The organism is Streptomyces sp. NPDC056628, assembly GCF_042792555.1.
Taxonomy (GTDB): domain Bacteria; phylum Actinomycetota; class Actinomycetes; order Streptomycetales; family Streptomycetaceae; genus Streptomyces.
The window spans coordinates 189,951-215,816 of sequence record NZ_JBHTWG010000005.1; the positions used below are offsets into that span (position 1 = coordinate 189,951).

Consider the following 25,866-nt stretch of genomic DNA (forward strand, 5'->3'; position numbering starts at 1 on the left):
AAGTTGCATAGGTGTGGGCCCGCGATCACGGGGGGCCACAGAGGGTCCACGAAGACGCGGGCCTGACCCAGACCAACAGCGAACTTCGGGGTGCGAAACCTTGGCTTTCCAGATGCCGGACCGCGGCGGAGGCCCGACCGGGCCACGGATGAGAGTGGGCCGCCCGTCCCGGCGGGTCCGGACCCTGCTCATGACACTGGGCGTCCTCGCCGTCCTCGGCATGGCCTTCACCATGTTCGCGGGTTTCTGGACGGACTGGCTCTGGTACCGGTCGGTGAACTACTCGTCGGTGTTCACCACGACGCTGTGGACGAAGATCGGGCTGTTCTTCGTCTTCGGCCTGCTGATGGCCCTCGCGGTCGGCTTCAACATCTGGCTGGCCCACCGGCTGCGCCCGCCGCTGAGCGCGATGTCGATGGAGCAGCAGAACCTCGACCGCTACCGCATGGGCATCGCGCCCTACAAGAAGTGGCTGCTGATCGCCATCACGGCCCTGGTCGGCCTGATCGCCGGAGCCTCCGCCTCCAGTCAGTGGCGGACCTGGCTGATGTGGGTCAACGGCGTGCCCTTCGGCGAGAAGGACCCGCAGTTCCACCTCGACGTCGGCTTCTACGCCTTCGACCTGCCCTGGTACCGGTTCCTGCTCGGCTTCGGCTTCGCCGCCGTGATCCTCTCCGTGATCGCCGCCGCGCTCACCCACTACCTCTACGGCGGGCTGCGGATCACGAGCCCCGGCGCGCGCGCCACGGCCGCGGCCACCGGGCACCTGTCGGTCCTCCTCGGCATCTTCGTCACGCTGAAGGCCGTCGCCTACTGGCTCGACCGGTACGGGCTGGCCGTCAAGTCCAGTGACTTCAAGGCCACCGACAACTGGACCGGCCTGCGGTACGTCGACGCCAACGCCTATCTGCCGGCGAAGACGATCCTGTTCTGCATCGCCGTCATCTGCGCCCTGCTGTTCTTCGCCACCCTGTGGCGGCGCACCTGGCAGCTGCCCGTGATCGGCTTCGGCCTGATGGTGCTGTCCGCGATCCTCATCGGCGGCCTGTACCCGGCGATCGTGCAGAAGTTCCAGGTCCAGCCGAACGAGCAGGCCAAGGAGGCGCCGTACGTCGAGAAGAACCTGAAGGCGACGCGCGACGCCTACGGCATCGACGGCACGCAGGTGACCGAGTACCCGGGCACCAGCAAGACCGAGGACAAGACCGAGCTGCGCGACGACGTGGGCCCCACGGCGAGCATCCGGATCATGGACCCGAACATCGTCTCGCCGACGTTCCAGCAGCTCCAGCAGATCAGGAACTACTACGCGTTCCCGACCAACCTGGACGTCGACCGGTACAGCAAGGACGGCAAGGACCAGGACACGGTCATCGGTCTGCGCGAGATCAACCTCAACGGCATCCCGAAGCGCAACTGGATCAACGACCACTTCCGGTACACCCACGGCTACGGCGCCGTCGCCGCCGAGGGCACCAACGCCGACTCCCAGGGCCGTCCGGACTTCACCGAGTCCGACCTGCCGTCCAAGGGCGACCTCGGCACGTACGAGCAGCGGGTCTACTACGGCGAGAAGACCACGATGTACTCGATCGTCGGCGGTCCCCAGAAGGAGATCGACTACTCCGACGACAGCGGTGAGAAGACCTACAGCTACAAGGGCGGCAGCGGGGTCAGCCTCTCCAGCCCGGTCAACCGGGCCGCGTACGCCGTGGCGTTCGGCGAGCCGCAGATCCTGTACTCCGGCGCCATCGGCGACGGCTCGCGCATCCTGTACAACCGCACGCCCAAGGAGCGCGTCGAGGCGGTCGCCCCGTGGCTGACCATCGACGGCGACGCCTACCCGGCGGTCGTGGACGGGCGGATCCAGTGGATCGTCGACGCCTACACGACGACGAACGGCTACCCGTACTCCTCGCGCACGACCCTGGGCGACACCACGGCCGACTCGCTGACCGCCACCAACGACAACCGCGCGGTGGTGGCCCAGCAGAACCAGGTCAACTACATCCGCAACTCGGTGAAGGCGACGGTCGACGCCTACACCGGCGAGGTCAAGCTGTTCCAGTGGGACACCAAGGACCCCGTCCTGAAGACCTGGATGAAGGCGTTCCCCGGCACGGTGAAGGCCAAGAGCGAGATCTCCAGCGGTCTGATGGCCCATCTGCGCTACCCGCAGGACCTGTTCAAGGTCCAGCGCGAGCTGCTCACCCGCTACCACGTGAAGGACGCGACGACGTTCCTCAGCGGCAGCGAGGTCTGGCAGGTGCCGGACGACCCGACCAACAAGTCGGGCAGCGCGGTGCCGCCGTACTACCTGAGCATGAAGATGCCTGACCAGAAGGCGCAGGCGTTCTCCCTGACGACGACGTTGACGCCCAACGGCAGGGACAACCTCAGCGCGTTCATGGCCGTCGACGCCGAAGCGGGGACCAGTGACTACGGCAAGATCAGAATTCTGAAACTGCCGACCAACACCACGGTCAACGGGCCCAGTCAGGTGCAGAGCCAGTTCAACTCCGAGCAGAACATCGCCGAGACGATCAGGCTGCTGAGAGGCGGCGACTCGGAGGTCGAGTACGGCAACCTGCTGGCGGTCCCGCTGGACGGCGGACTGCTCTACGTGGAGCCGGTCTACGTCCGAGGCGGCGGGCTGAAGTACCCGCTGCTGCGCAAGGTGTTGGTCTCCTACGGCGGCGCCACCGCGTTCGAGGACACCCTCGACGAGGCGCTGAACAAGGTCTTCGGAGCCGAGGGCTCGACCGCCGAGCCGCCGGACAGGGGAGACGACGGCGGTACGAAGCCGCCGCCGAAGTCCACCGATCCGACGGTCCAGGACGCGCTGAACGACGCCCAGAAGGCGTTCGACGCCGGCCAGGAGGCCCTGAAGAAGGGTGACTGGGAGGCGTACGGCCAGGCGCAGAAGGACCTGCAGGACGCGCTGCGGCGGGCCGAGGACGCCCAGGACACCGCGGACAAGGGTGCGAGCGGTGTCGGTGACGGCGGCGCGAGCGCCAAGCCGAGCAAGAGTCCCGAGCCCACCGGCAGTCCCACCGGCACCTAGGGACGCTCGGCTGGTGAAGGGGCCCATCCCGCGCCGTGGTACGGTTGCAACACAACGGCGCGGGGTGGAGCAGCTCGGTAGCTCGCTGGGCTCATAACCCAGAGGTCGCAGGTTCAAATCCTGTCCCCGCTACTGAAGTCGGCGATTCGTTCGCACGACACCGAAGGCCCGGATCCTGATGGATCCGGGCCTTTGTGGTGTGCGAACGCATGTGCCGGGCAGCGGGATGGACGCGCCGCCGTGGTGAGTCGCGCCTCTTGTGTTTGACTTGTCTCTCTGTGGGCATGTCGACAAAACGCTGTAGTGACCTCACTGGCTGCGGTATACCAGGTGTACCCAGGTTGCAGGTGGTGCGACGATGGACGTTATGGGGGACAAGGCAACTCTGTTGGAGACAGGGCGGTTTGTGCAGCCTGCCGGCTTTGTACGGTCGGTGGGCGATTTCGTGCAGCCGACAGGGGACGCCTCGCAGTCGATGAGTGACCTGGTGCAGCCCGACGCCACCGCGGTTCCCGGCCGCCCGGTGGACGCCGACGAGGCGGGGGAGGCCGCCGAGGAGGCGGGGGAGGCCGCCGAGGAGGCGCGCCACCGGCTCGCCGCTCAGAGCGGCGAGGTCGAGGCCATGAGCGTCCTCGGGGCCATGCTGCTGCGCCGCGGCGACCTCGACGGCGCCGAGCCGCATCTGCGCGCGGCCACCGCCGCGGGCGACCGGGCCGCGGCCAACAACCTGGGTGTGCTGCTGCATCAGCGCGGCTACGCCGACGAGGCCGCCGGCTGGTGGCGGATCGCCGCCGTCGCCGGGTCGGCCGCCGCCGCGCACGCGCTCGGCCGGCACCACCGCGAGCGCGGTGACGAGCCCGCCGCCGAGTACTGGCTGCGGCAGTCCGCCGAGCAGGGGCACGCGCTCGGCGCGTACGCGCTCGCCGATCTGCTGGAGCACCGCGGCGACCCCGGCGCCGAGCGCTGGATGCGGGCGGCCGCCGAGCGCGGCCACCGCGAGGCGGCGTACCGGCTGGCCCGCGCGCTCGACCGGCAGGCCGGCCGTACGGACCTGGACGGCCCGGACAACGGTGTCGCCGCGGACGGGGCCTCGCCGGAGGAGGCCGAGCAGTGGTACCGGCAGGCCGCCGCGCGCGGACACCGCAGGGCCGCCCTGCACCTCGGGGCCATCCTCGAACGGCGGGGAGAGCTCAAGGAGGCCGGGCGCTGGTACCTGACGTCCGCCAAGGACGGCGAGCCGCGGGCCGCCTGCGCGCTGGGCTTCCTGCTGCGCGACGCCGGGGACAGCGAGAGCGCCGCCGTGTGGTGGCTGCGGGCCGCCCAGGACGGCGACGGCAACGCGGCCAACGCGCTGGGCGCGCTGCACGCCGAGCGGGGCGAGACGCAGACCGCCGAGCGCTGGTACCGGGCCGCCATGGACGCCGGTGACGTGAACGGCGCCTACAACCTGGGGCTGCTCTGCGCCGAGCAGAAGCGCACCGCGCAGGCCGAGCAGTGGTACCGGAGGGCCGCCTACGCCGGGCACCGCGAGGCGGCGAACGCGCTGGCCATCCTGCTGCTGCAGGGCGGGGACGCCGCGGGCGCCGAGCCCTGGTTCTCCAAGGCCGCCGAGGCCGGGAGCGTGGACGCCGCGTTCAATCTGGGCATCCTGCACGCCGGGCGCGGTGAGGAGGAGGCCGCGCTGCGCTGGTACGGGCGCGCGGCCGCCGCCGGGCACTCGGAGGCGGCCCTCCAGGTCGGCATCGCGTGCCTGCGGGACGGGGACGAGTTCGCGGCCGAGCGGCATCTGCGGTGCGCGGCCGGGGCCGGCAGCGCCGAGGCGGCGTACCGGCTGGCGACCCTGCTCGACGCGCGGCGCCCGCCGGAGCCCGCGCACGAGCTCGGGGAGACCGTGCACGAGAAGACCGAGTGCGAGGAGTGGTACGAGCGGGCGGCGACCCAGGGCCACCGGCGCGCCCAGGTCCGGGTCGGGATGCTGGCCGCGGCGCGGGGCGACGTGGTGGAGGCGGCCGAGTGGTACCGCAGGGCCGCCGAGGCCGGCTCCCGCAACGGCGCGTTCAACCTCGGCCTGCTGCTGGCCAGGGAGGGCAGCGAGCCCGAGGCCGCCGTGTGGTGGACCCGTGCGGCCGACGCCGGGCACGGGCGGTCGGCCTTGCGCCTCGCCCTGGTCTACGCGCGTCGCGGCGAGCTGGCGGAGGGCCAGCGGTGGGCCGACCGCGCGGTGGCCCTCGGTCCGAAGGAGGTCGCCCAGCGCGCGGCGCGCCTGCGGGACGCCCTGCGCGAGGAGCTCTCGGCCTGAAGTGATTTGCCTCTGTCCGCGTCCTTGACGTAGTGTTCATTTCATCGACGCGGGGTGGAGCAGCTCGGTAGCTCGCTGGGCTCATAACCCAGAGGTCGCAGGTTCAAATCCTGTCCCCGCTACTGAAGGCCAAGGGCCGGAATCCCAGGATTCCGGCCCTTGGCGTTTGTGCCGTCATGCATCCCACGGTCGCCGGGCAGCGCGAAGCCCCGGCACCGCAGGGGCGCCGGGGCTTCGGAAGCGCGTGCTCAGGCCTTCGAGCAGTTCGGGCAGACGCCCCGGTAGGTCACCTCGACCTCGGAGACCGAGAAGCCGAAGCGCTCGGAGTCGGGAAGGTCGGCCATCGGGTTCCCCGTGGGGTGGACGTCCCGGATCGTGCCGCACCGGGCGCACACCAGGTGGTGGTGCGGCTGGTGGGCGTTCGGGTCGTACCGCTTGGCGCGCTTGTCGGTGGAGACCTCGATCACCTCGCCGAGCGAGACCAGCTCACCCAGCGTGTTGTAGACGGTGGCGCGGGAGATCTCGGGCAGCTTGGCGACAGCTCGGGCGTGCACCTCGTCGGCCGTCAGATGGACGTGCTCGCCGGCGAGGACCTCGGCCACGACACGCCGCTGTGCGGTCATGCGCCATCCGCGTCCACGCAGCCGTTCCAGAAGGTCACTCATGCACGACACCTTAACAGCACCAGGACCAGATTCTGAACCGATGTGACTTTGGAGCGCAGCTTGACTTAGACAGTGTCCATTGTAGGATCGGTAACGACTTTGACCAAGGGACAGGAACGGTCGGATTCACACAGAACCACGCAGGAGGCGTACGTGACCCAGGGACCGCTCACGACGAAGGCCGGAGCTCCGGTGGCCGACAACCAGAACAGCGAGACCGCGGGGATCGGCGGCCCGGTCCTCGTCCAGGACCAGCTCCTGCTGGAGAAGCTGGCCCACTTCAACCGCGAGCGCATCCCGGAGCGCGTGGTGCACGCCCGTGGTGCCGGCGCCTACGGCACCTTCACGGTGACCGCCGACGTCACCGGATACACCCGGGCGAGGTTCCTGTCCGAGGTCGGCAAGGAGACCGAGGTCTTCCTGCGCTTCTCCACGGTCGCGGGCAACCTCGGCGCCCCCGACGCGGTGCGCGACCCGCGCGGTTTCGCGGTGAAGTTCTACACCGAGGAGGGAAACTACGACCTCGTCGGCAACAACACCCCGGTGTTCTTCATCCGCGACGCCATCAAGTTCCCCGACTTCATCCACACCCAGAAGCGCGACCCGTACACCGGCTCGCAGGAGGCGGACAACGTATTCGACTTCTGGGGTCTGTCGCCCGAGTCCACGCACCAGGTGACCTGGCTGTTCGGTGACCGCGGCATCCCGGCGTCCTACCGCCACATGGACGGCTTCGGCTCCCACACCTATCAGTGGAACAACGAGGCCGGCGAGGCCTTCTGGGTCAAGTACCACTTCAAGACGGACCAGGGCATCAAGAACCTGACCGCCGAGGAGGCCGAGATCCTCGCGGGCAAGGACCCCGACTCCCACCAGCGGGACCTGCGCGAGGCCATCGAGCGCGGCGAGTACCCGTCCTGGACCGTCTCCGTCCAGCTCATGCCGGTGGCCGAGGCGGCGACCTACCGCTTCAACCCGTTCGACCTGACCAAGGTCTGGCCGCACGCGGACTACCCGCTGATCGAGTTCGGCAAGCTGGAGCTCAACCGCAACCCGGAGAACATGTTCGCCGAGGTCGAGCAGTCGATCTTCAGCCCCGCCCACTTCGTGCCGGGCATCGGTCCCTCCCCGGACAAGATGCTCCAGGGCCGTCTCTTCTCCTACGGCGACGCCCACCGCTACCGCGTCGGCATCAACGCCGACCACCTGCCGGTGAACCGCCCGCACGCCACCGAGGCACGCACCCACTCCCGTGACGGTCATCTGTACGACGGCCGCCACAAGGGGGCGAAGAACTACGAGCCGAACAGCTTCGGCGGCCCCTTCCAGACGGACCGCCCGCTGTGGCAGCCCGTCCAGGTCTCCGGGGTCACCGGGGAGACGGTCACGCCCCTGCACGCCGAGGACAACGACTTCGTCCAGGCGGGCAACCTCTACCGGCTGATGACGGAGGAGGAGAAGGAGCGCCTGGTGGGCAACCTGGCGAACGCCATCTCCGGGGTCACGCGCGACGACATCGCCGAGCGCGCGATCGACAACTTCCGGCAGGCCGACGACGACTTCGGCAAGCGGCTGGAGGCCGCCGTGCGGACGCTGCGCGGCTGATCACCAGCACTGGACCGCCTGCCGGGCGGACGGGCCGGGTTCCCTCGGGAGCCCGGCCCGTCCTGTGCTCAGGCCGGCACCTGCTGACGGGACGGAGCCCAGCAGCGGATGACGTCCCGGACCGAGACGACGCCCACGGGCTCGTCGCCCTCCAGCACGATCAGATGCCGGAAGCCGCCGTGCGCCATGGCGCGGGCGGCCTCCTCCAGGGTCCAGGACGGCGTGGCGAAGACGACGTCGTCGGTGGTGTGGTCCTGGACCCGTTCGGAGTCCGGGCTCTGCCCGAGACCGACGGAGTTCAGGATGTCGCGTTCGGTCAGGATGCCGATGCCGCCCGCGTCGGGATCAAGGACGATGGCCGCGCCGACCCGGCGGGTGGACATCAGCGCGGCTGCCTGGCGAAGGGTGTGGGTGGGGCCGATGGTGAGGACCACGGTGCTCATGGCGTCTCGTACGAGCATGGATGGAGCCACCTCCTGAAGTGCCCCCGCACCGCCGCTCCTGCCCGGCGCCGGACGCGCCAGTCGACGATGCACAAGTTCACAAGTGGGGGGATTCCCAGAGTGACAGGTAAAGAGGGGGTCAACAAGAGGGCGGTCAGTAGCGGCCGTTCACGTAGTTCAGGAGTTCGTCGTGCAGCAGTCCGTTCGAGGCCGCGGCGTTGCCGCTGTGCGGGCCGGGGCGGCCGTCGAGGCCGGTGAAGGTGCCGCCCGCCTCTGTCACGACGATGGCGGTGGCGGCCATGTCCCAGAGGGAGAGCTCGGGCTCGGCGCACAGGTCGACCGCGCCCTCGGCGACCATCATGTACGGCCAGAAGTCGCCGTACGCGCGCGTGCGCCACACCGCGCGGGTCAGGTCGAGGAAGCCGTTCAGGCGCCCCTGTTCCTCCCAGCCGCTGAGCGAGGAGTACGCGAACGACGCGTCCGCCAGCTTCGAGACGCGCGAGACGTGCAGCCGGGTCGCGGCGGAGAGACTGCGCCCGCTGAACGCCCCGTACCCCTTGGCGGCCCACCAGCGCCGGCCGAGGGCGGGCGCGGACACGACACCGACGACGGGCTGGTAACCGCCCTCACCCGCCTCCATCAGCGAGATGAGCGTGGCCCACACCGGGACGCCGCGGACGTAGTTCTTGGTGCCGTCGATCGGGTCGATCACCCAGCGGCGGGGGCCGGTCCCCTCGACGCCGTACTCCTCGCCGAGGATCGCGTCCCTCGGGCGGGCCCGCTGCAGCTGCCCCCGGATCAGCTCCTCGGCCGCCCGGTCGGCCTCGCTCACCGGCGTCATGTCCGGCTTGGTCTCGACCTTGAGGTCGAGCGCCTTGAAGCGGTCCATGGTGACGGCGTCGGCGGCGTCCGCGAGGACGTGGGCGAGGCGGAGATCGTCGAGGTAGTCCGGCATGGAACGAACCGTATCTGTCGTGATCGGGGTGGGGCCACCACGCCCCCGCGCGGGTCCGGTCCCGCGCGCCACCGGGGCCCGGTCCCGGCTCCGAACACCCGGCCGAAGGGTGCCCGTACGCCCTCGCGGGCCCTTGACAGTGCCCCCGCCCCCGTCAAATCTGGGCGCTAAGCCGCTCGCCCCAGGAGGCGATGATGCCTGCAGCGCGGGAATCCCTGCTCGACGCCGCCCACACGGCGCTGGCGCGCCGGCCGTGGTCAGCCGTGCGGATGGTCGACGTGGCCGTGGCGGCCGGGGTCTCCAGGCAGACGCTCTACAACGAGTTCGGGAGCAAGGAGGGGCTCGCCCGCGCTCTCGTGCGCAGGGAGGCCGACACCTATCTGGCGGGCGTCGAACGCGCCCTCGCCATACCCACCGACGTCCGGGGCCGTCTGACCGCCACCGCCGAGTGGACCGCGCGTCTCGCACGGGACAACGCCCTCGTCCGTGCCCTGCTCACCGGTTGCTGGTGCGAGCGCCTGCCCGCCCTGACGCTGGCCGCCGTGCCGTCCTCCTCGGCCGTGCCTGCCCAGCGCAGGGCCGACGGGCCGCTGCCCGCGCCGGGCGACTTCGTGGCCATGGTGCGCGACCGGGCCGTCTCGGTGCTCGCCGCGTCCGGTGCCGCCCCGCCGGACCAGGCCGGCCTCGCGCGCTGCTGCGAACTCGCCCTCCGGCTCGCCCTGTCCTGCGTCGCCGCCCCGCCACCCGGCGAGGACGGCGTCGCCGCACTCGTACGGGAGGCGCTGGACCGTCAGTTGACGGACTGAACGCGGTCCGCCGGGATCGCCCTCAGTGCGCCGATCCGGACAGCTGGAGGCCGACCACTCCCGCGATGACCAGGGAGATCGACACGATCTTCAGCGTCGAGACGACGTCGCCGAGGAAGATCATCCCGTAGATCGCGGTGCCCGCCGCCCCGATGCCCGTCCACACCGCGTACGCCGGACCCACGTCCAGCTTGCGCAGGGACAGCGTCAGCAGGCCGAAACTGCCCAGCGCGAAGACGCAGAAGGCGACGGTCGGCCACAGCCGGGAGAAGCCGTGCGACAGCTTGAGACAGACGGCGAAGCCGGTTTCGAGCAGCCCCGCCACGATGACCAGCAGCCACGCCATGTGCTGTCCTCCCGTACGCCGTGTTTCGGTGACCGCATCGTCAGAATCGTCAGCCTTTGGCCAGGCTTGGAGCTCGCTCGGTGCGATTATGCCCTTACCGGACTCGAGGGGGGACAAACAACGCGGAGGTCAGTCGCCCTCCGTGCGCTCCCGTGTCGCCAGCAGCCGCCGCAGCGAGTAGAGCCGCGCGGGATCGGCGTGCCCCTCCGCCACCCACGCGTCCAGCGCGCAGTCGGGCTCGTCGTGACTGCAGGCGCGCGGGCAGCCCTCGGTGCCCCGCTCCAGGTCGGGAAACGCGTGGATCACCCGCGACGGGTCGACGTGGGCGAGGCCGAACGACCGCACGCCCGGGGTGTCCACCACCCAGCCGTCCGCGCCGCCCAGCGGCAGCGCGAGCGCCGACGTCGTGGTGTGCCGGCCGCGCCCGGTCACCGCGTTGACGTGCCCGGTCGAGCGCCGGCGGTCCTCCGGCACCAGCGCGTTCACCAGCGTCGTCTTGCCGACGCCGGAGTGGCCCACGAACGCCGTGACCTTGCCGCCCAGATGCTCGCGCACCCGGTCCGCCGCGCTCCCGTCGGCCAGCTCCTCACGGTTGGTGACGACGTACGGGATGTCCAACGCGCCGTACAGCTCCAGCAGTTCGTCCGGCGACGCGAGATCGGACTTCGTCAGCACCAGCAGCGGCTCCAGGCCGCCGTCGAACGCCGCCACGAGACAGCGGTCGATCAGCCGGGGCCGCGGCTCGGGGTCGGCGAGGGCGGTGACGATCGCGAGCTGGTCGGCGTTGGCCACCACGACCCGCTCGAACGGATCGTCGTCGTCGGCGGTACGGCGCAGCACCGAGGTGCGCTCCCCGATGCGCACGATCCGCGCGAGCGTGTCCTTCTTGCCGGAGAGATCACCGACGAGGGCCACCTGGTCACCGACCACCGCGGCCTTGCGGCCCAGCTCCCGTGCCTTCATCGCCAGGACGACCCGGTCCCCCACGAGGCAGGTCAGCCGGCCCCGGTCGACGGTGAGGACCATGCCCTCGGCGGCGTCCTCGTGCTTGGGCCGGATGTTGGTGCGGGGCCTGGTGTTCCGACGGCCGGGGCGCGTGCGGATGTCGTCCTCGTCGGTGTGCTTGCCGTAGCGGCGCATGGCTGTGTCCCCGGCCCTATGCCCCGAGCATCCCGGTCCACAGATCGGGGAAGTCCGGCAGGGTCTTCGCCGTCGTCGCCACGTTCTCGATGCGCACGCCCTCGACCGCGAGGCCGATGATCGCGCCGGCCGTCGCCATGCGGTGGTCCTCGTAGGTGTGGAAGACGCCGCCGTGCAGCGGGCGCGGGCGGATGTGCAGGCCGTCGGCGGTCTCGGTGACGTCGCCGCCGAGCTCGTTGATCTCCTTGGTGAGCGCCGCCAGCCGGTCCGTCTCGTGCAGCCGCAGATGGGCCACGCCGCGCAGGGTGGAGGGGGAGTCCGCGAGGGCCGCGACCGCCGCGACGCCCGGGGTCAGCTCGCCGACCTCGCCGAGGTCCACGTCGATGCCGTGGACCGCACCCGAGCCGGTGAACACCAGCCCGTACTCGGTGAGTTCGCAGGAGCCGCCCATCTCGGTGAAGACCTCCCGCAGCCGGTCGCCCGGCTGCGTGGTGCGGGCCGGCCAGTCCGGGATGAGGATCTTCCCGCCGGTCACCAGCGCCGCCGCCAGGAACGGCTGGGCGTTGGACAGGTCCGGCTCGACGGTCAGATCGCGGCCGAGCAGCGCGCCCGGCGTGACCCGCCAGACGTTCGGCTCGCCGCCCGACTCCGGGGTGTCCACCTGGGCGCCGACCGCGCGCAGCATGTCGACCGTCATCCGGATGTGCGGCATCGACGGCAGCGTGGAGCCGATGTGCCGGACCTCGACGCCCTGGTTGAACCGCGGGCCGGACAGCAGCAGCGCCGACACGAACTGGGACGACGACGAGGCGTCGATCTCCACCACGCCGCCTTCCAGCGCACCCCCGCCGTGCACCGTCAGCGGCAGCGCGCCCCGGCCGTCGTCGTCGATCCGGGCGCCGAGGACGCGCAGCGCGTCGATCACCCCGTTCAGCGGACGCTCGTACGACCTGGGGTCGCCGTCGAAGCGGACCGGGCCGTCGGCCAGCGCGGCCACCGGAGGCAGGAAGCGCATCACCGTGCCCGCGTTGCCCACGTCGACCGTGGCCGGGCCGCGCAGCCCCGCGGGCAGCACCCGCCACGCCTCACCGGTGCCCTCGGGACCCACGCCCTCCTCGATGCCGACGCCCATCGTGCGCAGCGCGCCGGCCATCAGCAGCGTGTCGCGGGAGCGCAGCGGGCGGCGCAGCCAGCCGGGCTCGCTGGCCAGGGCGGCGAGGACGAGGGCGCGGTTGGTGACCGACTTGGACCCCGGCACGTGGACCGTCGCGTCGACGGCTCCGCTCGCGTGCGGGGCGGGCCAGAGGGCGGTGGATGCGTCGTGCGGGGCGTTCGGGGCCATGGCCCCACTTTATAAGCAGGAGGTCCCGCCGGTGCCGCGCCGTGGGCCCGGTCACGCCGCGGGGCCGCGCCCCGGTGACCTGGGGCCCCTCAGGCCCTCACAGGTCCAGCAGCCACCGGCCGCCGCCGAGGAGCGAGCACAGCGACACCGCGTGGAACAGGAACAGCCACAGCCCCGCCGGTACATGGGTGAGCCGCGACAGCTGGTCCGCGTCCGAGTCGCCGGCCCCGCCGTGCGACCGCTTGGCCTGCAGTTCGAAGGCCGGCCGCACACCACCCACCAGCAGGAACCACACCACCGCGTACGCGAACGCCGCCTGCACCTGCGGTCCCGTGAGCCACGAGACGACCACGAAGGTGCCGCCCGTGAGGAACACCGTGAGCGCCCCGTAGGCGTTGCGGATCATCACCAGCATGGCCAGCAGCAGCACCGTCGCCAGCCACAGCAGCAGCGTGATGCGCCCGGCGGACAGCAGGGCGGCCCCGCCGAGCCCCAGCAGCGGCGGCGCCGTGTAGCCCGCGGCCGCCGTGAGGATCATCCCGAGGCCGTACGGCTTGCCCCGGCTGACGGTCAGGCCGCTGGTGTCGGAGTGCAGGCGTATCCCGGTCAGGGTGCGGCCGGTCAGCAGGGCGACCAAGCCGTGCCCGCCCTCGTGGGCGATGGTGATGGTGTTGCGCGACAGCCGCCACAGGCCGGGCGGGACGACGACGGCCAGGGCCGCCACCAGGGTGGCGATCACCACCCACAGGTCCGGATCGGTCTGGGTACCGGAGACCTCGCCCCACAGGGAGGCGAGCGAGGTGGATGCGGTGCTGTCCATGTGGGGCATTGGCTCCCTCGGGGTGGATGGAGTCTGGCAGTGTGGCACGTATGTGCGGACGGTATGCAGCCAGTCGTGGGCCCGAGGACCTCGCGGCGATCTTCGAGATCGAGACGTGGGAGCCCGAGGAGAGTCTGGAGCCGGACTACAACGTGGCTCCGACGAAGGAGGTCCACGTCGTCCTCGACCGTCCCCTGAAGGACGCGGCGGACCCGCGTCCGGTTCGGCAGCTGCGCACGCTGAAGTGGGGACTGGTCCCCAGCTGGTCCAAGACGCCCGAGACCGCCTTCAAGATGATCAACGCGCGCGCGGAGACGGTCCACGAGAAGCCGTCCTACCGGCGGGCCTTCACCTCCCGGCGCTGCATCATCCCCGCCGACGGCTACTACGAGTGGGTCACCGGCCGTCAGGAGCTGGACCTGGAGCAGGAGGGCAAGCGCAAGCGGCCGCGCAAGCAGCCCTACTTCGTGCTCCCCGCCGACGGCTCGGTCTTCGCGATGGCCGGGCTGTACGAGTTCTGGCGGGACCGGACCCTGCCGGACGACCACCCGCGGGCCTGGTGGGTGACCTGCTCGGTGATCACGACCGAGGCGGAGACCGCCCCGCTGGCGGTCGCGCCCGAGGAGGGCCCGCGCTCCCTGGCCGACATCCACCCGCGGATGCCGCTGATGCTCACCCCCGACCGCTGGGACGCCTGGCTGGACCCCGCCCGCCAGGACCCGGAGGAGCTGCGGCCGCTGCTCGCGCCGCCGCCGGCCGGGCTGATGCGCGCCTACCCCGTCTCCACCCTGGTCAGCAACGTCCGCAACAACGGCCCGGAGCTGCTGAAGGAGCTCGACGGCCCCGAAGAGGGCACACTCTTCTGACGTGACGAACGAGATTATCGCCACGGACGCCGGGGACGCCCGCGTCACCTGGCACCCGGCGCCCCGGCCCCGGCTCGTGCTGGCCGTGAGCCACGGCGCCGGCGGCGGCATCGGGGCCCGGGACCTCGTGGCGCTCGCCCGGACCCTCCCGGCGCACGGGGTGAGCGTCGCCCTCGTCGAGCAGCCCTGGCGGGTGGCCGGCAAGAAGGTGGCGCCCGCGCCGAAGACCCTGGACACCGGCTGGCGGGGGCTGTGGCCCGCGCTCGCCGCGCCGGGACTGCCCGTGATCGCCGGCGGGCGCAGCGCGGGCGCCCGCGTCGCCTGCCGTACGGCCGGTGACCTCGGGGCGCACGCCGTGCTGGCGCTCGGCTTCCCCCTGCACCCGCCGGGCAGGCCCGAGAGGTCCCGGGCGGACGAACTGCTCGGTGCCGGGGTGCCCACCCTCGTCGTCCAGGGCGGCAACGACCCCTTCGGCAAGCCCGAGGAGTTCCCCGACGGCCCGTACGAACTTGTCGAGGTGCCCCACGCCGATCACGGGTTCGCCGTGCCCAAACGGGCGCCCCTCGGGCAGGACGAGGCCGTGGCCCTCGTCACGGACGCCGTGGTGAGGTGGGCCGGGTCACTGGGGTGAAGGTCCGGGAATGTTGCGGCCCCGGCCTCTGTTGTGGCGGACATGCGGGTGCTGAGCACCGGCACCGACGTCGTAGGAGAGGAAGTCCACCGCATGGGTTCGACCTTCTGCCCGAGTCGCAGCAGCCGCGCCGACCTGGACTGGACGGTGCTGCACGCGGCCAAGACCGCCCCGATTCGAGGGGCGGCAGGTACGGCAGGTCGTCTATCCTCCGATTCAGGCACGGCCGGATTCGGCCCTGCCCGGAATCTTGAGGAGGTGGGTCCGGTTCCCGGTACCGACGCAGGGACCGACAACGGCCAGGCGGAGCAGCCCGAGGGCCTGGGCACGGGCGTGGGCACGTCCCCGGAGTCGACCGCCGAGCGCACCGCGCGCTTCGAGCGGGACGCGCTGGAATTCCTCGACCAGATGTACTCGGCCGCCCTGCGCATGACGCGCAACCCGGCCGACGCGGAGGACCTGGTGCAGGAGACCTACGCCAAGGCGTACGCGTCCTTCCACCAGTTCCGCGAGGGAACCAACCTGAAGGCCTGGCTGTACCGGATCCTCACCAACACCTTCATCAACTCGTACCGCAAGAAGCAGCGTGAACCGCAGCGCTCCGCGGCCGAGGAGATCGAGGACTGGCAGCTGGCGCGCGCCGAGTCGCACATGTCGACGGGTCTGCGCTCCGCCGAGTCGCAGGCGCTCGACCACCTGCCGGACTCGGACGTGAAGGAAGCACTGCAGGCGATCCCCGAGGAATTCCGCATCGCCGTGTATCTGGCCGACGTAGAGGGCTTTGCGTACAAGGAGATCGCGGACATCATGGGGACACCCATCGGTACGGTGATGTCCCGGCTGCACCGGGGCCGCCGTCAACTGCGCGGCATGCTCGAGGACTACGCCCGTGAGCGCGGGCTCGTCCCGGCCGGCGCCGGAGAGTCGGACGAAGCGAAAGGCTCGGGCTCATGAGCTGCGGAGAGCCGCACGAGACGGACTGCTCCGAGGTACTCGACCACCTCTACGAGTTCCTCGACAGCGAGATTCCGGACGTCGACCGCGACAAGTTCAAGCAGCACTTCCAGGAGTGCTCGCCGTGCCTGGAGAAGTACGGGCTCGAAGAAGCGGTCAAGAGGCTCGTCAAGCGCTGCTGCGGCCATGACGACGTCCCCACGGACCTGCGCGCCAAGGTGCTGAGCCGGCTGGACCTGATCCGCTCGGGCGAGTCCGTGCCCGAGCGCGACGTCGCCGCTGCGCCGCAGGAGACCTGACCCCCGCGTCACCCGAACGTGCGAAAGGCGGGCGACACGCCCGCACCGGCCCCCGCGCCCACCTAGGCTCCGCTTGAGCTGAGCAGGTGACGGTGGGGGAGGGGCCGGGCATGGAGACCTTGCCGGTGCGGGCGCGTGTGTACGTCGCCTGTGCCGCCGTCGCGGCGGCGCTCTGTCTGCTGCCCCTGCCCTCCGCACACCCGCCCTGGTGGGCGGTGGCCCTCCTCGCCGCGCTGTACGCCGGCGGGGGACGCGTCGCCGCCCGCGGACGGCTGTCCGGCACCTTCTACCCCGTGCTGCTGGCCGGGGCGTTTCTGCTGCCGCCGCCCGCAGCCGCGCTCGTGGCGGTGCCGGGGGCGCTGCTCGGGCCCGTCGGACGCCGGCCGCGCGGACCGCGGCGCCTGTGGCGGGCCGCCCAGCTCGTGCTCGCCGTGCGGGCCGCCGCCGAGGTCTACGGGGCACTGGGCGAGCCGGACGCCGTGACCGCCGCGGAGTTCCCCGGCGCGCTCGCCGCCGCCGGGGCCGCCGTCGTCGCGTTCTGCCTGGTCCTCACCCTGCTCGACGGCGGCATCCTGGCGCTCGCCGAGCGCGTTCCCGCGCGCCGCGCCTGGCGGGGCCTGTTCCCACGCTCCCTCGCGCCCATCGCCGTGCACGGACTCGCCGGGCTCATGATGGCCGTCCTGTGGCACAGCCCGTACGGCCCGGTCGCGGCCCTGCTCGTGCTGCTGCCCATGTGGGTGTCGTGGTGGGTGTTCGCCCAGTACCACCGGGAACACGCGGCCCACCAGGCCACCATCCGCGCCCTCGTCCAGGCCGTCGACATCAAGGACGGCTACACCCGGGGCCACAGCGAGCGCGTCGGGCACGCCTCCATGATGATCGCGCGGGAGCTGGGCCTGGAGGACGAGCGGGTGGAGGTGCTCCGGTTCGCCGGGATCCTGCACGACGTCGGCAAGCTCGGCGTGCCCACCCGGCTGCTCCGCAAGGACGGCCCGCTCACGCCCGAGGAGCGCCGGATCATCGAGCTGCACCCGGAGTACGGGCACGAGATGGTCCGCGGCATCTCCTTCCTCGGTGAGGCCCGGGCCGCCGTCCTGCACCACCACGAACGCCTCGACGGCAGCGGCTACCCGTACGGGCTGAGGGGAAGCCAGATCCCGGAGCCCGCCCGGGTGGTGGCCGTGGCGGACGCCTTCGACGCGATGACGTCCACCCGGTCCTACTCCCGGGCCCGGCCCGTCCCCGTCGCCCTGCGGGAGCTGGAGCGGTGCGCCGGCTCGCAGTTCGACCCCCGGATGGTCACCGCGCTGGTCCGGGCCGTCCGCCGCCTCGGCTGGCACCCCGCCGTGACCGCCGACGAGACCGGCGCGCCCCCTCATCGGCCGTCCGTCTCCAGTGCCGGGGCCCACCGATGACCGCCCCGCGGCCCCCGCTCCTGCTCGCGTGCGTCCACACCGGCGCCGCCCTCCTCGCCGGTCTCTCCCTGCTCGACTGCCTGCGCGGCGGCCTCGACGAACGCGGCACCGCACTCGCCTTCGGCGCCCTCGTCGTCCTGGGCGAACTGACCCGCCGGCCCGGCGCCGAGGGCCGGGAGACCGCACCCCTCGGCGCCGCGGCCGCCCTGTCGTACGCGCTGCTCGGGGAGGCGGGCGGGCAGGCCACCCACCACGGGGTGACCCAGGTGGTCGGCGTCGTCCTCACCGCCTCGCTGCTCGGCAGCGTGCCGCACATCGCGCGGGGCCGGCCCGTGCGGGACCACCTCGCGCGGCGCGTGCTCACGACCGGCTTCGCGGCCGTCTGTCTGCACCCCCTCTACAACCAGGGCGCCTTCCACGGCTGGGGCACCTCCTACGCCCTGCTGCTGGCGGCGGTCCTCACCCTCACCTTCCTGTGCGACGCGCTGCTCGCGGCGGCCCTCGCCCACTCCCGCACCGGCTGGCCGTTCGGGCCGCTGCTGCGGGACGAGCTGCGGGCCACCCTCGGCATCGGCTCGGCGGTCTGCGCCACGGGCGCGGTGATGGCGCTCGCGGTCGCCGTGGTCGGGCTGTGGGCGCTGCCGGTCTTCTCGGTGCCGCTGCTGCTCACCCAGATGTCGTTCCGCCGGTACGCCGCCGTGCGGACCACCTACCGGCAGACCATCGCCTCCCTCGCCCGGGCCACCGAGATCGCCGGGTACACCCCGGCCGGGCACGCCCGCCGGGTGGCCGCCCTCAGCCGTGAGGTCGGCCGGGACCTCGGGCTGTCCGAGGCGGAGCTCACGATCCTGGAGTACGCGGCGCTCATGCACGACATCGGGCAGCTCAGCCTGGTCGACCCGGTGCCGGCCGGGGCCACGGCCCGGCTGCCCGCCGAGGAGCAGCGCCGGATCGCGCTGCTCGGCGGGGCCGTCGTCCGGCAGACCGGGGTGAGCCCGCAGGTGGCCCTGGTCGTGGAGCGCCTGGCGGACCCCTGCGCCGAGCAGCCGGTCGCCGCCCGGATCGTGCGCGCGGTGAACGCCTACGAGGAGAAGGCCCGCGACGCAGGGCCCGGCGGGGCGCTGAAAGCCCTGGAGGAACTGCGCCTGGGGACGGCCGGGGAGTACGCCCCGGAGGTCGTCGGATCGCTGGCGCGGGTCCTGTCCAGAGACGGTCTGAGCATGCCTGTGGCGGGGTAACCCATGGGTAATGAGCGCCCTTCCAGCCGTACGTGGTTGGATGCGAAGGAAAGGGTGTCCGGGGGCAGCACTAGCCAGCCCACTCCACGGAACTGGCAGGCGGGAATCGTGAGGATCTTCGGCAAGGGACGGCACCGGCCCTCCGCCTCCTGGCGGCAGGCCACCGACCGGGCGTTCACTCTCATCGGCGACGGCCGGTACGAGGACGCCGGCGCGCTGCTGACGCGGGCCGCCGATCTGGAGCCCTGGCTTTCCGAGTCCTGGTTCAACCTCGCCCTGCTGCACAAGTTCCGGCACGACTGGGAGCAGGCCCGCGCCGCCGGGCTGCGGGCCGTGGCCCTGCTGGACCGGGAGACCGGCGCCCCCGACTGGTGGAACGTCGGCATCGCGGCCACCGCGCTCCAGGACTGGCCGCTGGCCCGGCGCGCCTGGCAGGCGTACGGCCTGCGGGTGCCCGGAGGGGCCACCGAGTCCGGTGAGCCGGCCGGGATGGACCTGGGCAGCGCGGCCGTACGGCTCTCCCCGGAGGGTGAGGCCGAGGTCGTGTGGGGGCGGCGGCTGGACCCCGCCCGGATCGAGGTGCTGTCGATCCCGCTGCCGTCGTCCGGGCGCCGCTGGGGCGAGGTCGTCCTGCACGACGGCGTGCCCCACGGGGAGCGCACCACGTCGGCCGGTCACTCCTTCCCGGTCTTCGACGAGATCGAGCTGTGGGCGCCCTCACCGGTCCCGACCTGGGTGGTGCTGCTGGAGGCGGCCACCGAGGCCGACCGGGACGCCCTGGAGCAGCTCGCCGCCGACGCCGGGTTCGCCGCGGAGGACTGGTCGTCGTCCGTCCGTCTGCTGTGCCGGATGTGCTCCGAGTCGCGGATGCCGTCCGACGAGGGCGACGGGGAGCATCTGGACCCGCACGACCACAGTGAGCCAGGCCATCCCGGTCCGCTCGGGCACCGCACCGACGGGCAGCTGTGGGTGCCGGAGCGCGAGTGCGGGGTCGCCGCGCCGGCCGCGCTGGTCCGGGGGCTGCTCGACGGCTGGGTCGCCGACAGCCCGGACTCCCGTGACTGGCGTGATCTCGAAGAGGTCTGCTGAGCATTCGCCGTACCCTGTATCCACATCACCGTCCGTACGATCCCCGGTTTGTGCAGGAAAGGCTTACGTCTGTCATGGCCCAGCAGGACACCGAACAGCAGCACGCGGGCGTGCTCCCCGTCGACGACGAGGGATTCGTCATCGACTCGGAGGACTGCGAGGAGCGCGAGCAGGCGTACCGCGAGCGCGGCACCTCGCGGCCCATCACGGTCGTCGGCAACCCGGTCCTGCACAGGGAGTGCAAGGACGTCACCGAGTTCGACGACGAGCTGCAGAAGCTGGTCGACGACATGTTCGCCTCGCAGCGCACCGCCGAGGGGGTCGGCCTGGCCGCCAACCAGATCGGCGTCGACCGGAAGGTCTTCGTCTACGACTGCCCGGACGACGAGGGCGTGCGGCACGTCGGCGTCGTCTGCAACCCCAAGCTCGTGGAGCTGCCCGCGGACCGGCGCCGCCTGGACGACAGCAACGAGGGCTGCCTGTCCGTACCGACCGCGTACGCCCCGCTCGCCCGTCCCGACTACGCCGAGGTGACCGGCCAGGACGAGAAGGGCAACCCGATCCGGGTGCGCGGCACGGGCTACTTCGCCCGCTGCCTCCAGCACGAGACGGACCACCTGTACGGCTACCTCTACATCGACCGCCTCTCCAAGCGGGAACGCAAGGAAGCGCTGCGCCAGATGGCCGAGAGCGAGCCGCGCTACCCGGTCGTCGCCAACGACTGACCCGCCTCTCGCCCCACAGGCACCCTCCGTACGGCGCCCCCCGTGACCTCCGTCCCGAGCGGGCGCCGTTCGCATGTCCGTCATCTGTTCGACCGTGTTCTACCGGTGACAGCGGGACGGCGGTCCTGTAGGGGTAGTGAATGATGCAAATCCGTTCCCAGAACGGTCAGTTGTGGTGCTGAATGTAAGTGCGGGGATACACGACGGTGCACGCCCGGCGCAGGGAAGGGCGTGACCGGCTGGCGGCCTGAGAGGGGTTTGTTCGTGCATGCTTTCTCACGCGGCACCACATCGACACCGACGGCGGTACCGGTTCCACCATCGCTCTCTCTCCCGGTGATCGAGGAAGCGTTTCCCAGGCAACTCCATCCGTATTGGCCCCGGCTCCAGGAGAAGACCCGCACCTGGCTCCTCGAAAAGCGGCTCATGCCGGCCGACAAGGTCGAAGAGTATGCCGACGGCCTGTGCTACACCGACCTCATGGCGGGGTACTACACCGAGGCCCCCGAGGACGTCCTGCAGGCGATAGCCGACTACAGCGCGTGGTTCTTCGTCTGGGACGACCGGCACGACCGCGACATCATCCACCGCCGCCCGGCCGCCTGGCGGCGTCTGCGGGTGCGGCTGCACGCCGTCCTCGACGCGCCCGAGAGCCACCTCCGGCACGCCGATCCGCTGGTCGCGGGCCTCGCCGACAGCCTGGTGCGGCTCTACTCGTTCCTGTCCCCCACCTGGAACACCCGCTTCGCCCGCCACTTCCACGCGGTGATCGAGGCGTACGACCGGGAATTCGTGAACCGCACCGAGGGCCGTATCCCCACCGTCGAGGAATACCTCGCACTGCGCCGTCTCACCTTCGCCCACCGGATCTGGACCGATCTGCTGGAGCCGAGCGCACAACTCGAACTCCCGGACCCGGTGCGAAAACACCCCGCCTATCGACGGGCGGCCTTACTGAGCCAGGATTTCGCCGCCTGGTACAACGACCTCTGCTCGCTCCCGAAGGAAATAGCGGGCAACGAGGTCCACAATCTCGGCATCAGTCTCGTGACCCATGAGCGGCTGACTCTGGAGGAGGCGGTCGCGGAAATGCGGCGACGCATCGACACCTGCGTCTCCGAATTCCTCGTCGCCGAACGCGAAGCTCTGGAATTAGCCGACTCCCTCTCCGACGGCACGCGACGCGGAAAGGAACTCGGTGCCGCCGTGCGCACCTGCATCGGCGATATGCGCAACTGGTTCAGCTCCGTCTACTGGTTCCACCACGAGTCCGGCCGGTACAAGGTCGACAGCTGGGACGACCGGTCCACGCCCCCGTACGTCAGCAACGAAGCGGCAGGTGAGAAATGACCGTCGAGTCCACGCACCCCACGACCGGCTCCCGTCCGTCCTCCGAACTGCGGGAGCCGCCCCTCGCCGGCGGCGGGGTCCCCGTGCTGCGCCACGCCTGGCGGATGGTCCGCGACCCCCTGGCCTTCATGTCCGGGCTGCGGGACCACGGCGACGTCGTCCGGCTGAAGCTCGGACCGAAGACGCTGTACGCCGTCACCACCCCCGAGCTGACCGGCGCGCTGGCGCTGAGCACCGACTTCGAGATCGCCGGGCCGCTGTGGGAGTCGCTGGAGGACCTGCTCGGCAAGGAGGGCGTGGCCACCGCGAACGGCCCCCGCCACCGCCGTCAGCGCCGCACCATGCAGCCCGCCTTCCGGCTCGACGCCATACCCGGCTACGCGCCGGTCATGGAGGAGGAGGCCCACGCGCTCACCGAGCGGTGGCAGGCCGGCCAGATCATCGACTGCACCACCGAGGCCTTCCGGATCGCCGTGCGGGTCGCCGCCCGCTGCCTGCTGCGCGGGGCGTACATGGACGAGCGCGCCGAGCGCCTGTCCGCGGCGCTCGACACGCTCTTCCGGGGCATGTACCGGAGGATGGTGATCCCGCTCGGGCCGCTATACAAGCTGCCGCTCCCGGCCAACCGCCGATTCAACGGCGCCCTGGCCGACTTCCATCTCATCGTCGACGAGATCGTCGCCGAGCGCCGGGCATCCGGTCAAAAGCCGAACGATTTGCTGACGGCATTGCTGGAGGCCACGGACGGGAATGGTGACCCCATTGGGGAGCGGGAGATCCACGATCAGGTCGTGGCCATTCTCACCGCGGGCGCCGAAACCGTGGGATCCACGATCATGTGGCTGCTCCATGTGCTCGCCGAGCACCCGGAACACGCCGACAGGGTGCGTGCGGAAGTTGAATCCGTGACCGATGGGCGGCCGGTGGCATTCGAGGACGTCCGCAGCCTGCGGCACACCAACAATGTCGTCGTGGAGGCAATGCGACTGCGGCCCGCCATCTGGATTCTCACCCGGCGCGCGGTCACGGACACCGAACTCGGTGGCTATCGCATTCCGGCCGGGTCCGACATCGTCTACAGCCCGTACGCGGTCCAGCGCGATCCGCGGTCGTACGCCGACCACCTCCGGTTCGACCCGGACCGCTGGCTCCCGGAGCGGGCGAAGGAGGTGCCCAAGCACGCCATGGCCCCGTTCGGCGTCGGCAACCGCAAGTGCCCGAGCGACCACTTCTCGATGGCACTGCTGACCCTCGTCACGGCGGCGCTGGCGACGTCGTACCGCTTCGAGCAGGCACCCGGCTCGAAGGACGGCACCAGGGTCGGCATCACCCTCCACCCGCACGACCTCAGGCTGCGGACGGTGCCCCGCGGATAGCCTCGGCTAGGGCGTGTTTCGAAAGTAGCGTCGTCCGCCCGAAGGGCGGTGTCCGCGGCGTCTGGTGCGGTGCATCGCAAGGCGGAGGGTCGTCCGCGTACTTGGGCGTACGCGGACGATCCCGACAACGCGGCGAGGCGCCGTGCCAGGCGTCGCGGACCAGACGGGACTTTCGAAATACGCCCTAGGCGGCGTCGGGCCCCTGGAACGTCCGCCGGTAGGCCTGCGGCGTCGTTCCGAGGGCCCGTACGAACTGGTGGCGCAGCGCGGCCGCCGTGCCGAACCCCGTCCGGCCGGCGATCGCGTCCACCGTCTCGTCCGTCGCCTCCAGCAACTCCTGGGCCAGCAGGACCCGTTGCCGCAGGATCCAGCGGTAGGGGGTGGTGCCGGTCTCCTGCTGGAAGCGGCGGGCGAAGGTCCGCGGGGACATCAGCGCGCGCTCGGCGAGCTGCTCGACGGTGACGTCCTCGTCGAGGTGCCGCTCCATCCAGGCCAGTACCTCGCCGACCGTGTCGCACGAGGAGACGGGCAGCGGCCGCTCGATGTACTGGGCCTGGCCGCCGTCGCGGTGCGGCGGCACGACCATGCGCCGGGCGATCTTGTTGGCGATCTCCGTCCCCTGTTCCCGCCGCACCAGGTGCAGACAGGCGTCGATGCCGGCGGCGGTGCCGGCGCTGGTGATCACCGGCCCCTCGTCGACGTACAGCACATCGGGCTCGACCGTCGTGCGGGGGTGCCGCCGCGACAGCTCCTCGGCGTGCCGCCAGTGCACACTGCACCGCCGCCCGTCGAGCAGGCCCGCCGCCCCCAGCAGGAAGACGCCGGAGCAGACGCTGAGCACCCGGGCGCCCCGGTCGACCGCTCTGACCAGGGCGTCCAGCAGCTCGGGCGGGAAGTCACGGGTGACGTAGTCGTCGCCGGCGGGCACCGCGATCAGGTCCGCCTCCTCCAGCCGCTCCAGACCGTACGGCGTGGAGAGGGTCAGCCCGCCGGTGTGGGTGCCCAGCGTCGGCCCCTCGGCCGAGGCGACCGCGAAGTCGTACGTGGGCAGTCCCTCGTCGCTGCGGTCGATGCCGAACACCTCGCAGACCACACCGAGTTCGAAGGGGTGTACGCCGTCCAGCAGGACGGCCACCACGTTCTTCAGCATGCCGCCATTGTGCCGTGCGGATGGCAGTAAATCGAGGGTGTGCGGCAGTCCTGCCACTGTTCGACAGGAGTGTCCGGCGCGACAGTGGTGTCATGACTGCAGAACAGACACAGACACTGCTCGCCATGGTCGTCGTGCTCGGGATGTTCGTCCTCCTGGCCCTCCCCTCGGTGATCGGGATCGTGCACGACCGCCGCATCGACCGTCAGATCAGGGAGGCCCAGGAGCGCGACGCGGTCCGGACTCAGAAGTCCTCGTCCAGGTCGACGGTGCCCTCCACCGCCACCTGGTACGCCGAGGGACGCCGCTCGAAGAAGTTGGTCAACTCCTGAACCCCCTGCAGCTCCATGAAGGAGAAGGGGTTCTCGGAGCCGTACACCGGAGCGAAGCCGAGGCGGGTCAGCCGCTGGTCGGCGACACACTCCAGGTACTGCCGCATCGAGTCGGTGTTCATGCCCGGGAGGCCGTCACCGCACAGGTCGCGCGCGAACTGCAGCTCGGCCTCGACGGCCTCCTCGAGCATGTCGGTGACCTGCTGCCCGAGCTGGTCGTCGAACAGCTCCGGCTCCTCCTTGCGGACGGTGTCGACCACGTCGAACGCGAACGACATGTGCATGGTCTCGTCCCGGAACACCCAGTTGGTGCCGGTCGCGAGGCCGTGCAGCAGGCCCCGGCTGCGGAACCAGTAGACGTACGCGAAGGCGCCGTAGAAGAACAGGCCCTCGATGCAGGCCGCGAAGCAGATCAGGTTGAGCAGGAACCGCCGGCGGTCCGCGTGGGACTCCAGGCGGTCCAGCTTCTCCACCTCGTTGATCCACTTGAAGCAGAAGCCGGCCTTCTCGCGGATCGACGGGATGTTCTCCACCGCCGCGAACGCCGCCGCCCGGTCCTCGGGGTCGGGGAGGTAGGTGTCGAGCAGCGTCAGATAGAACTGGACGTGCACGGCCTCCTCGAACAGCTGACGCGACAGGTACAGCCGCGCCTCGGGGGAGTTGATGTGCTTGTACAGCGTCAGCACCAGGTTGTTCGCGACGATCGAGTCACCGGTCGCGAAGAACGCCACCAGGCGCCCGATCAGGTGCTGTTCGGCCGGGGTCAGCTTCGCGAGGTCGGCCACGTCCGAGTGGAGGTCGACCTCCTCGACGGTCCAGGTGTTCTTGATGGCGTCCCGGTAGCGCTCGTAGAAGTCCGGGTAGCGCATGGGGCGCAGGGTCAGCTCGAAGCCGGGGTCGAGCAGGTTCTGGGTAGGGGTCATCGCTGTCGGCGCGGAGCGCCGTCCTCCAGGGGT

General features: G+C 71.2%; 24 protein-coding genes and 2 tRNA genes. 17 read left to right on the forward strand and 9 right to left on the reverse strand.

Features of this window, described 5'->3' with window-relative positions; translation table 11 throughout:
* Positions 1-112: 112 nt before the first annotated feature.
* From ACFRAC_RS10070 to ACFRAC_RS10085, 4 genes are all read left to right on the forward strand, one after another.
* Positions 113-3,064: a UPF0182 family protein gene (locus ACFRAC_RS10070; RefSeq protein ID WP_382923238.1), complete on the forward strand. Its 2,952-nt coding sequence runs from the start codon at positions 113-115 to the stop codon at positions 3,062-3,064.
* A gap of 58 nt (positions 3,065-3,122) precedes the next feature.
* Positions 3,123-3,196 (forward strand) — tRNA-Met (locus ACFRAC_RS10075).
* A 343-nt stretch (positions 3,197-3,539) separates the two neighbouring features.
* A complete protein-coding gene (locus tag ACFRAC_RS10080) occupies positions 3,540-5,363 on the forward strand; it encodes a tetratricopeptide repeat protein (RefSeq protein ID WP_382923038.1) in 1,824 nt (607 codons plus the stop codon).
* 48 nt (positions 5,364-5,411) lie between these two features.
* Positions 5,412-5,485: transfer RNA gene (locus ACFRAC_RS10085), tRNA-Met, on the forward strand.
* A gap of 126 nt (positions 5,486-5,611) precedes the next feature.
* On the opposite strand, the gene ACFRAC_RS10090 is transcribed toward ACFRAC_RS10085, so the two are convergent.
* Positions 5,612-6,028 (reverse strand): Fur family transcriptional regulator, encoded by a 417-nt coding sequence (locus tag ACFRAC_RS10090; protein WP_382923040.1) that lies wholly within the window; start codon positions 6,026-6,028, stop codon positions 5,612-5,614.
* A gap of 153 nt (positions 6,029-6,181) precedes the next feature.
* Between ACFRAC_RS10090 and ACFRAC_RS10095 the strand changes: the two genes are divergently transcribed.
* On the forward strand, positions 6,182-7,633 hold the full coding sequence (locus ACFRAC_RS10095) for a catalase (protein ID WP_382923042.1): 1,452 nt from the start codon (positions 6,182-6,184) through the stop codon (positions 7,631-7,633).
* Between the two features lie 68 nt (positions 7,634-7,701).
* Here ACFRAC_RS10095 and ACFRAC_RS10100 read toward each other — a convergent pair whose 3' ends face one another.
* Together ACFRAC_RS10100 and hisN are read right to left on the reverse strand one after the other, a co-directional pair.
* On the reverse strand, positions 7,702-8,094 hold the full coding sequence (locus ACFRAC_RS10100) for a cyclic nucleotide-binding/CBS domain-containing protein (protein WP_382923044.1): 393 nt from the start codon (positions 8,092-8,094) through the stop codon (positions 7,702-7,704).
* Positions 8,095-8,230: 136 nt separating this feature from the next.
* Positions 8,231-9,031, reverse strand: coding sequence for a histidinol-phosphatase (gene hisN / locus ACFRAC_RS10105; RefSeq protein WP_382923046.1), 801 nt, complete (start codon positions 9,029-9,031; stop codon positions 8,231-8,233).
* A gap of 191 nt (positions 9,032-9,222) precedes the next feature.
* Between hisN and ACFRAC_RS10110 the strand changes: the two genes are divergently transcribed.
* Positions 9,223-9,837, forward strand: coding sequence for a TetR/AcrR family transcriptional regulator (locus ACFRAC_RS10110; protein ID WP_382923048.1), 615 nt, complete (start codon positions 9,223-9,225; stop codon positions 9,835-9,837).
* Between the two features lie 22 nt (positions 9,838-9,859).
* Here the strand turns inward: ACFRAC_RS10110 and ACFRAC_RS10115 are convergent, their stop codons facing one another.
* The 4 genes from ACFRAC_RS10115 to ACFRAC_RS10130 form a co-directional block, all read right to left on the reverse strand.
* A complete protein-coding gene (locus ACFRAC_RS10115) occupies positions 9,860-10,183 on the reverse strand; it encodes a multidrug efflux SMR transporter (RefSeq protein WP_361344830.1) in 324 nt (107 codons plus the stop codon).
* A 129-nt stretch (positions 10,184-10,312) separates the two neighbouring features.
* Complete coding sequence (gene rsgA / locus ACFRAC_RS10120; RefSeq protein WP_382923051.1) at positions 10,313-11,323, reverse strand: ribosome small subunit-dependent GTPase A; 1,011 nt, start codon at positions 11,321-11,323, stop codon at positions 10,313-10,315.
* A gap of 16 nt (positions 11,324-11,339) precedes the next feature.
* Positions 11,340-12,665 carry a 3-phosphoshikimate 1-carboxyvinyltransferase gene (gene aroA, locus ACFRAC_RS10125; RefSeq protein ID WP_382923053.1) on the reverse strand — a complete coding sequence of 442 codons (1,326 nt, stop codon included), beginning with the start codon at positions 12,663-12,665 and terminating at the stop codon, positions 11,340-11,342.
* 97 nt (positions 12,666-12,762) lie between these two features.
* Positions 12,763-13,485, reverse strand: a complete 723-nt coding sequence (locus ACFRAC_RS10130; protein ID WP_382923055.1) for a M50 family metallopeptidase — start codon at positions 13,483-13,485, stop codon at positions 12,763-12,765.
* Between the two features lie 50 nt (positions 13,486-13,535).
* Here ACFRAC_RS10130 and ACFRAC_RS10135 point away from each other — a divergent pair, with 50 nt between their 5' ends.
* From ACFRAC_RS10135 to ACFRAC_RS10180, 10 genes are all read left to right on the forward strand, one after another.
* A complete protein-coding gene (locus tag ACFRAC_RS10135; protein WP_382923057.1) occupies positions 13,536-14,351 on the forward strand; it encodes an SOS response-associated peptidase in 816 nt (271 codons plus the stop codon).
* Between the two features lies 1 nt (position 14,352).
* Positions 14,353-14,982 carry an alpha/beta family hydrolase gene (locus ACFRAC_RS10140; protein WP_382923059.1) on the forward strand — a complete coding sequence of 210 codons (630 nt, stop codon included), beginning with the start codon at positions 14,353-14,355 and terminating at the stop codon, positions 14,980-14,982.
* Positions 14,983-15,240: 258 nt separating this feature from the next.
* The gene (sigR, locus tag ACFRAC_RS10145) at positions 15,241-15,936 is read left to right on the forward strand and encodes an RNA polymerase sigma factor SigR (RefSeq protein WP_382923061.1); all 696 of its coding nucleotides are present in this window, start codon (positions 15,241-15,243) and stop codon (positions 15,934-15,936) included.
* Positions 15,933-16,235: a mycothiol system anti-sigma-R factor gene (gene rsrA / locus ACFRAC_RS10150; protein ID WP_382923063.1), complete on the forward strand. Its 303-nt coding sequence runs from the start codon at positions 15,933-15,935 to the stop codon at positions 16,233-16,235. The genes sigR and rsrA overlap by 4 nt, the downstream gene beginning before the upstream one ends.
* Before the next feature lie 110 nt (positions 16,236-16,345).
* Complete coding sequence (locus ACFRAC_RS10155) at positions 16,346-17,650, forward strand: HD-GYP domain-containing protein (RefSeq protein WP_382923065.1); 1,305 nt, start codon at positions 16,346-16,348, stop codon at positions 17,648-17,650.
* Positions 17,647-18,888, forward strand: coding sequence for an HD-GYP domain-containing protein (locus tag ACFRAC_RS10160; RefSeq protein WP_382923067.1), 1,242 nt, complete (start codon positions 17,647-17,649; stop codon positions 18,886-18,888). The genes ACFRAC_RS10155 and ACFRAC_RS10160 overlap by 4 nt, the downstream gene beginning before the upstream one ends.
* A 108-nt stretch (positions 18,889-18,996) precedes the next feature.
* Entirely contained in the window at positions 18,997-19,977 is a 981-nt protein-coding gene (locus tag ACFRAC_RS10165; protein ID WP_382923069.1) for a tetratricopeptide repeat protein, read from the forward strand.
* A gap of 74 nt (positions 19,978-20,051) precedes the next feature.
* Positions 20,052-20,702 (forward strand): peptide deformylase, encoded by a 651-nt coding sequence (def, locus tag ACFRAC_RS10170; protein ID WP_382923071.1) that lies wholly within the window; start codon positions 20,052-20,054, stop codon positions 20,700-20,702.
* 264 nt (positions 20,703-20,966) lie between these two features.
* Positions 20,967-22,052: an epi-isozizaene synthase gene (cyc1, locus tag ACFRAC_RS10175; RefSeq protein WP_382923240.1), complete on the forward strand. Its 1,086-nt coding sequence runs from the start codon at positions 20,967-20,969 to the stop codon at positions 22,050-22,052.
* Entirely contained in the window at positions 22,049-23,428 is a 1,380-nt protein-coding gene (locus tag ACFRAC_RS10180) for a cytochrome P450 (protein ID WP_382923074.1), read from the forward strand. The genes cyc1 and ACFRAC_RS10180 overlap by 4 nt, the downstream gene beginning before the upstream one ends.
* Positions 23,429-23,612: 184 nt before the next feature.
* Here the strand turns inward: ACFRAC_RS10180 and ACFRAC_RS10185 are convergent, their stop codons facing one another.
* On the reverse strand, positions 23,613-24,578 hold the full coding sequence (locus ACFRAC_RS10185; RefSeq protein WP_382923076.1) for a helix-turn-helix domain-containing protein: 966 nt from the start codon (positions 24,576-24,578) through the stop codon (positions 23,613-23,615).
* Positions 24,579-24,670: 92 nt separating this feature from the next.
* Between ACFRAC_RS10185 and ACFRAC_RS10190 the strand changes: the two genes are divergently transcribed.
* The gene (locus ACFRAC_RS10190; RefSeq protein WP_382923078.1) at positions 24,671-24,910 is read left to right on the forward strand and encodes a hypothetical protein; all 240 of its coding nucleotides are present in this window, start codon (positions 24,671-24,673) and stop codon (positions 24,908-24,910) included.
* On the opposite strand, the gene ACFRAC_RS10195 is transcribed toward ACFRAC_RS10190, so the two are convergent.
* Complete coding sequence (locus ACFRAC_RS10195) at positions 24,823-25,833, reverse strand: ribonucleotide-diphosphate reductase subunit beta (protein ID WP_382923080.1); 1,011 nt, start codon at positions 25,831-25,833, stop codon at positions 24,823-24,825. The two genes, ACFRAC_RS10190 and ACFRAC_RS10195, sit on opposite strands and share 88 nt — an antisense overlap.
* Between the last annotated feature and the right edge of the window lie 33 nt (positions 25,834-25,866).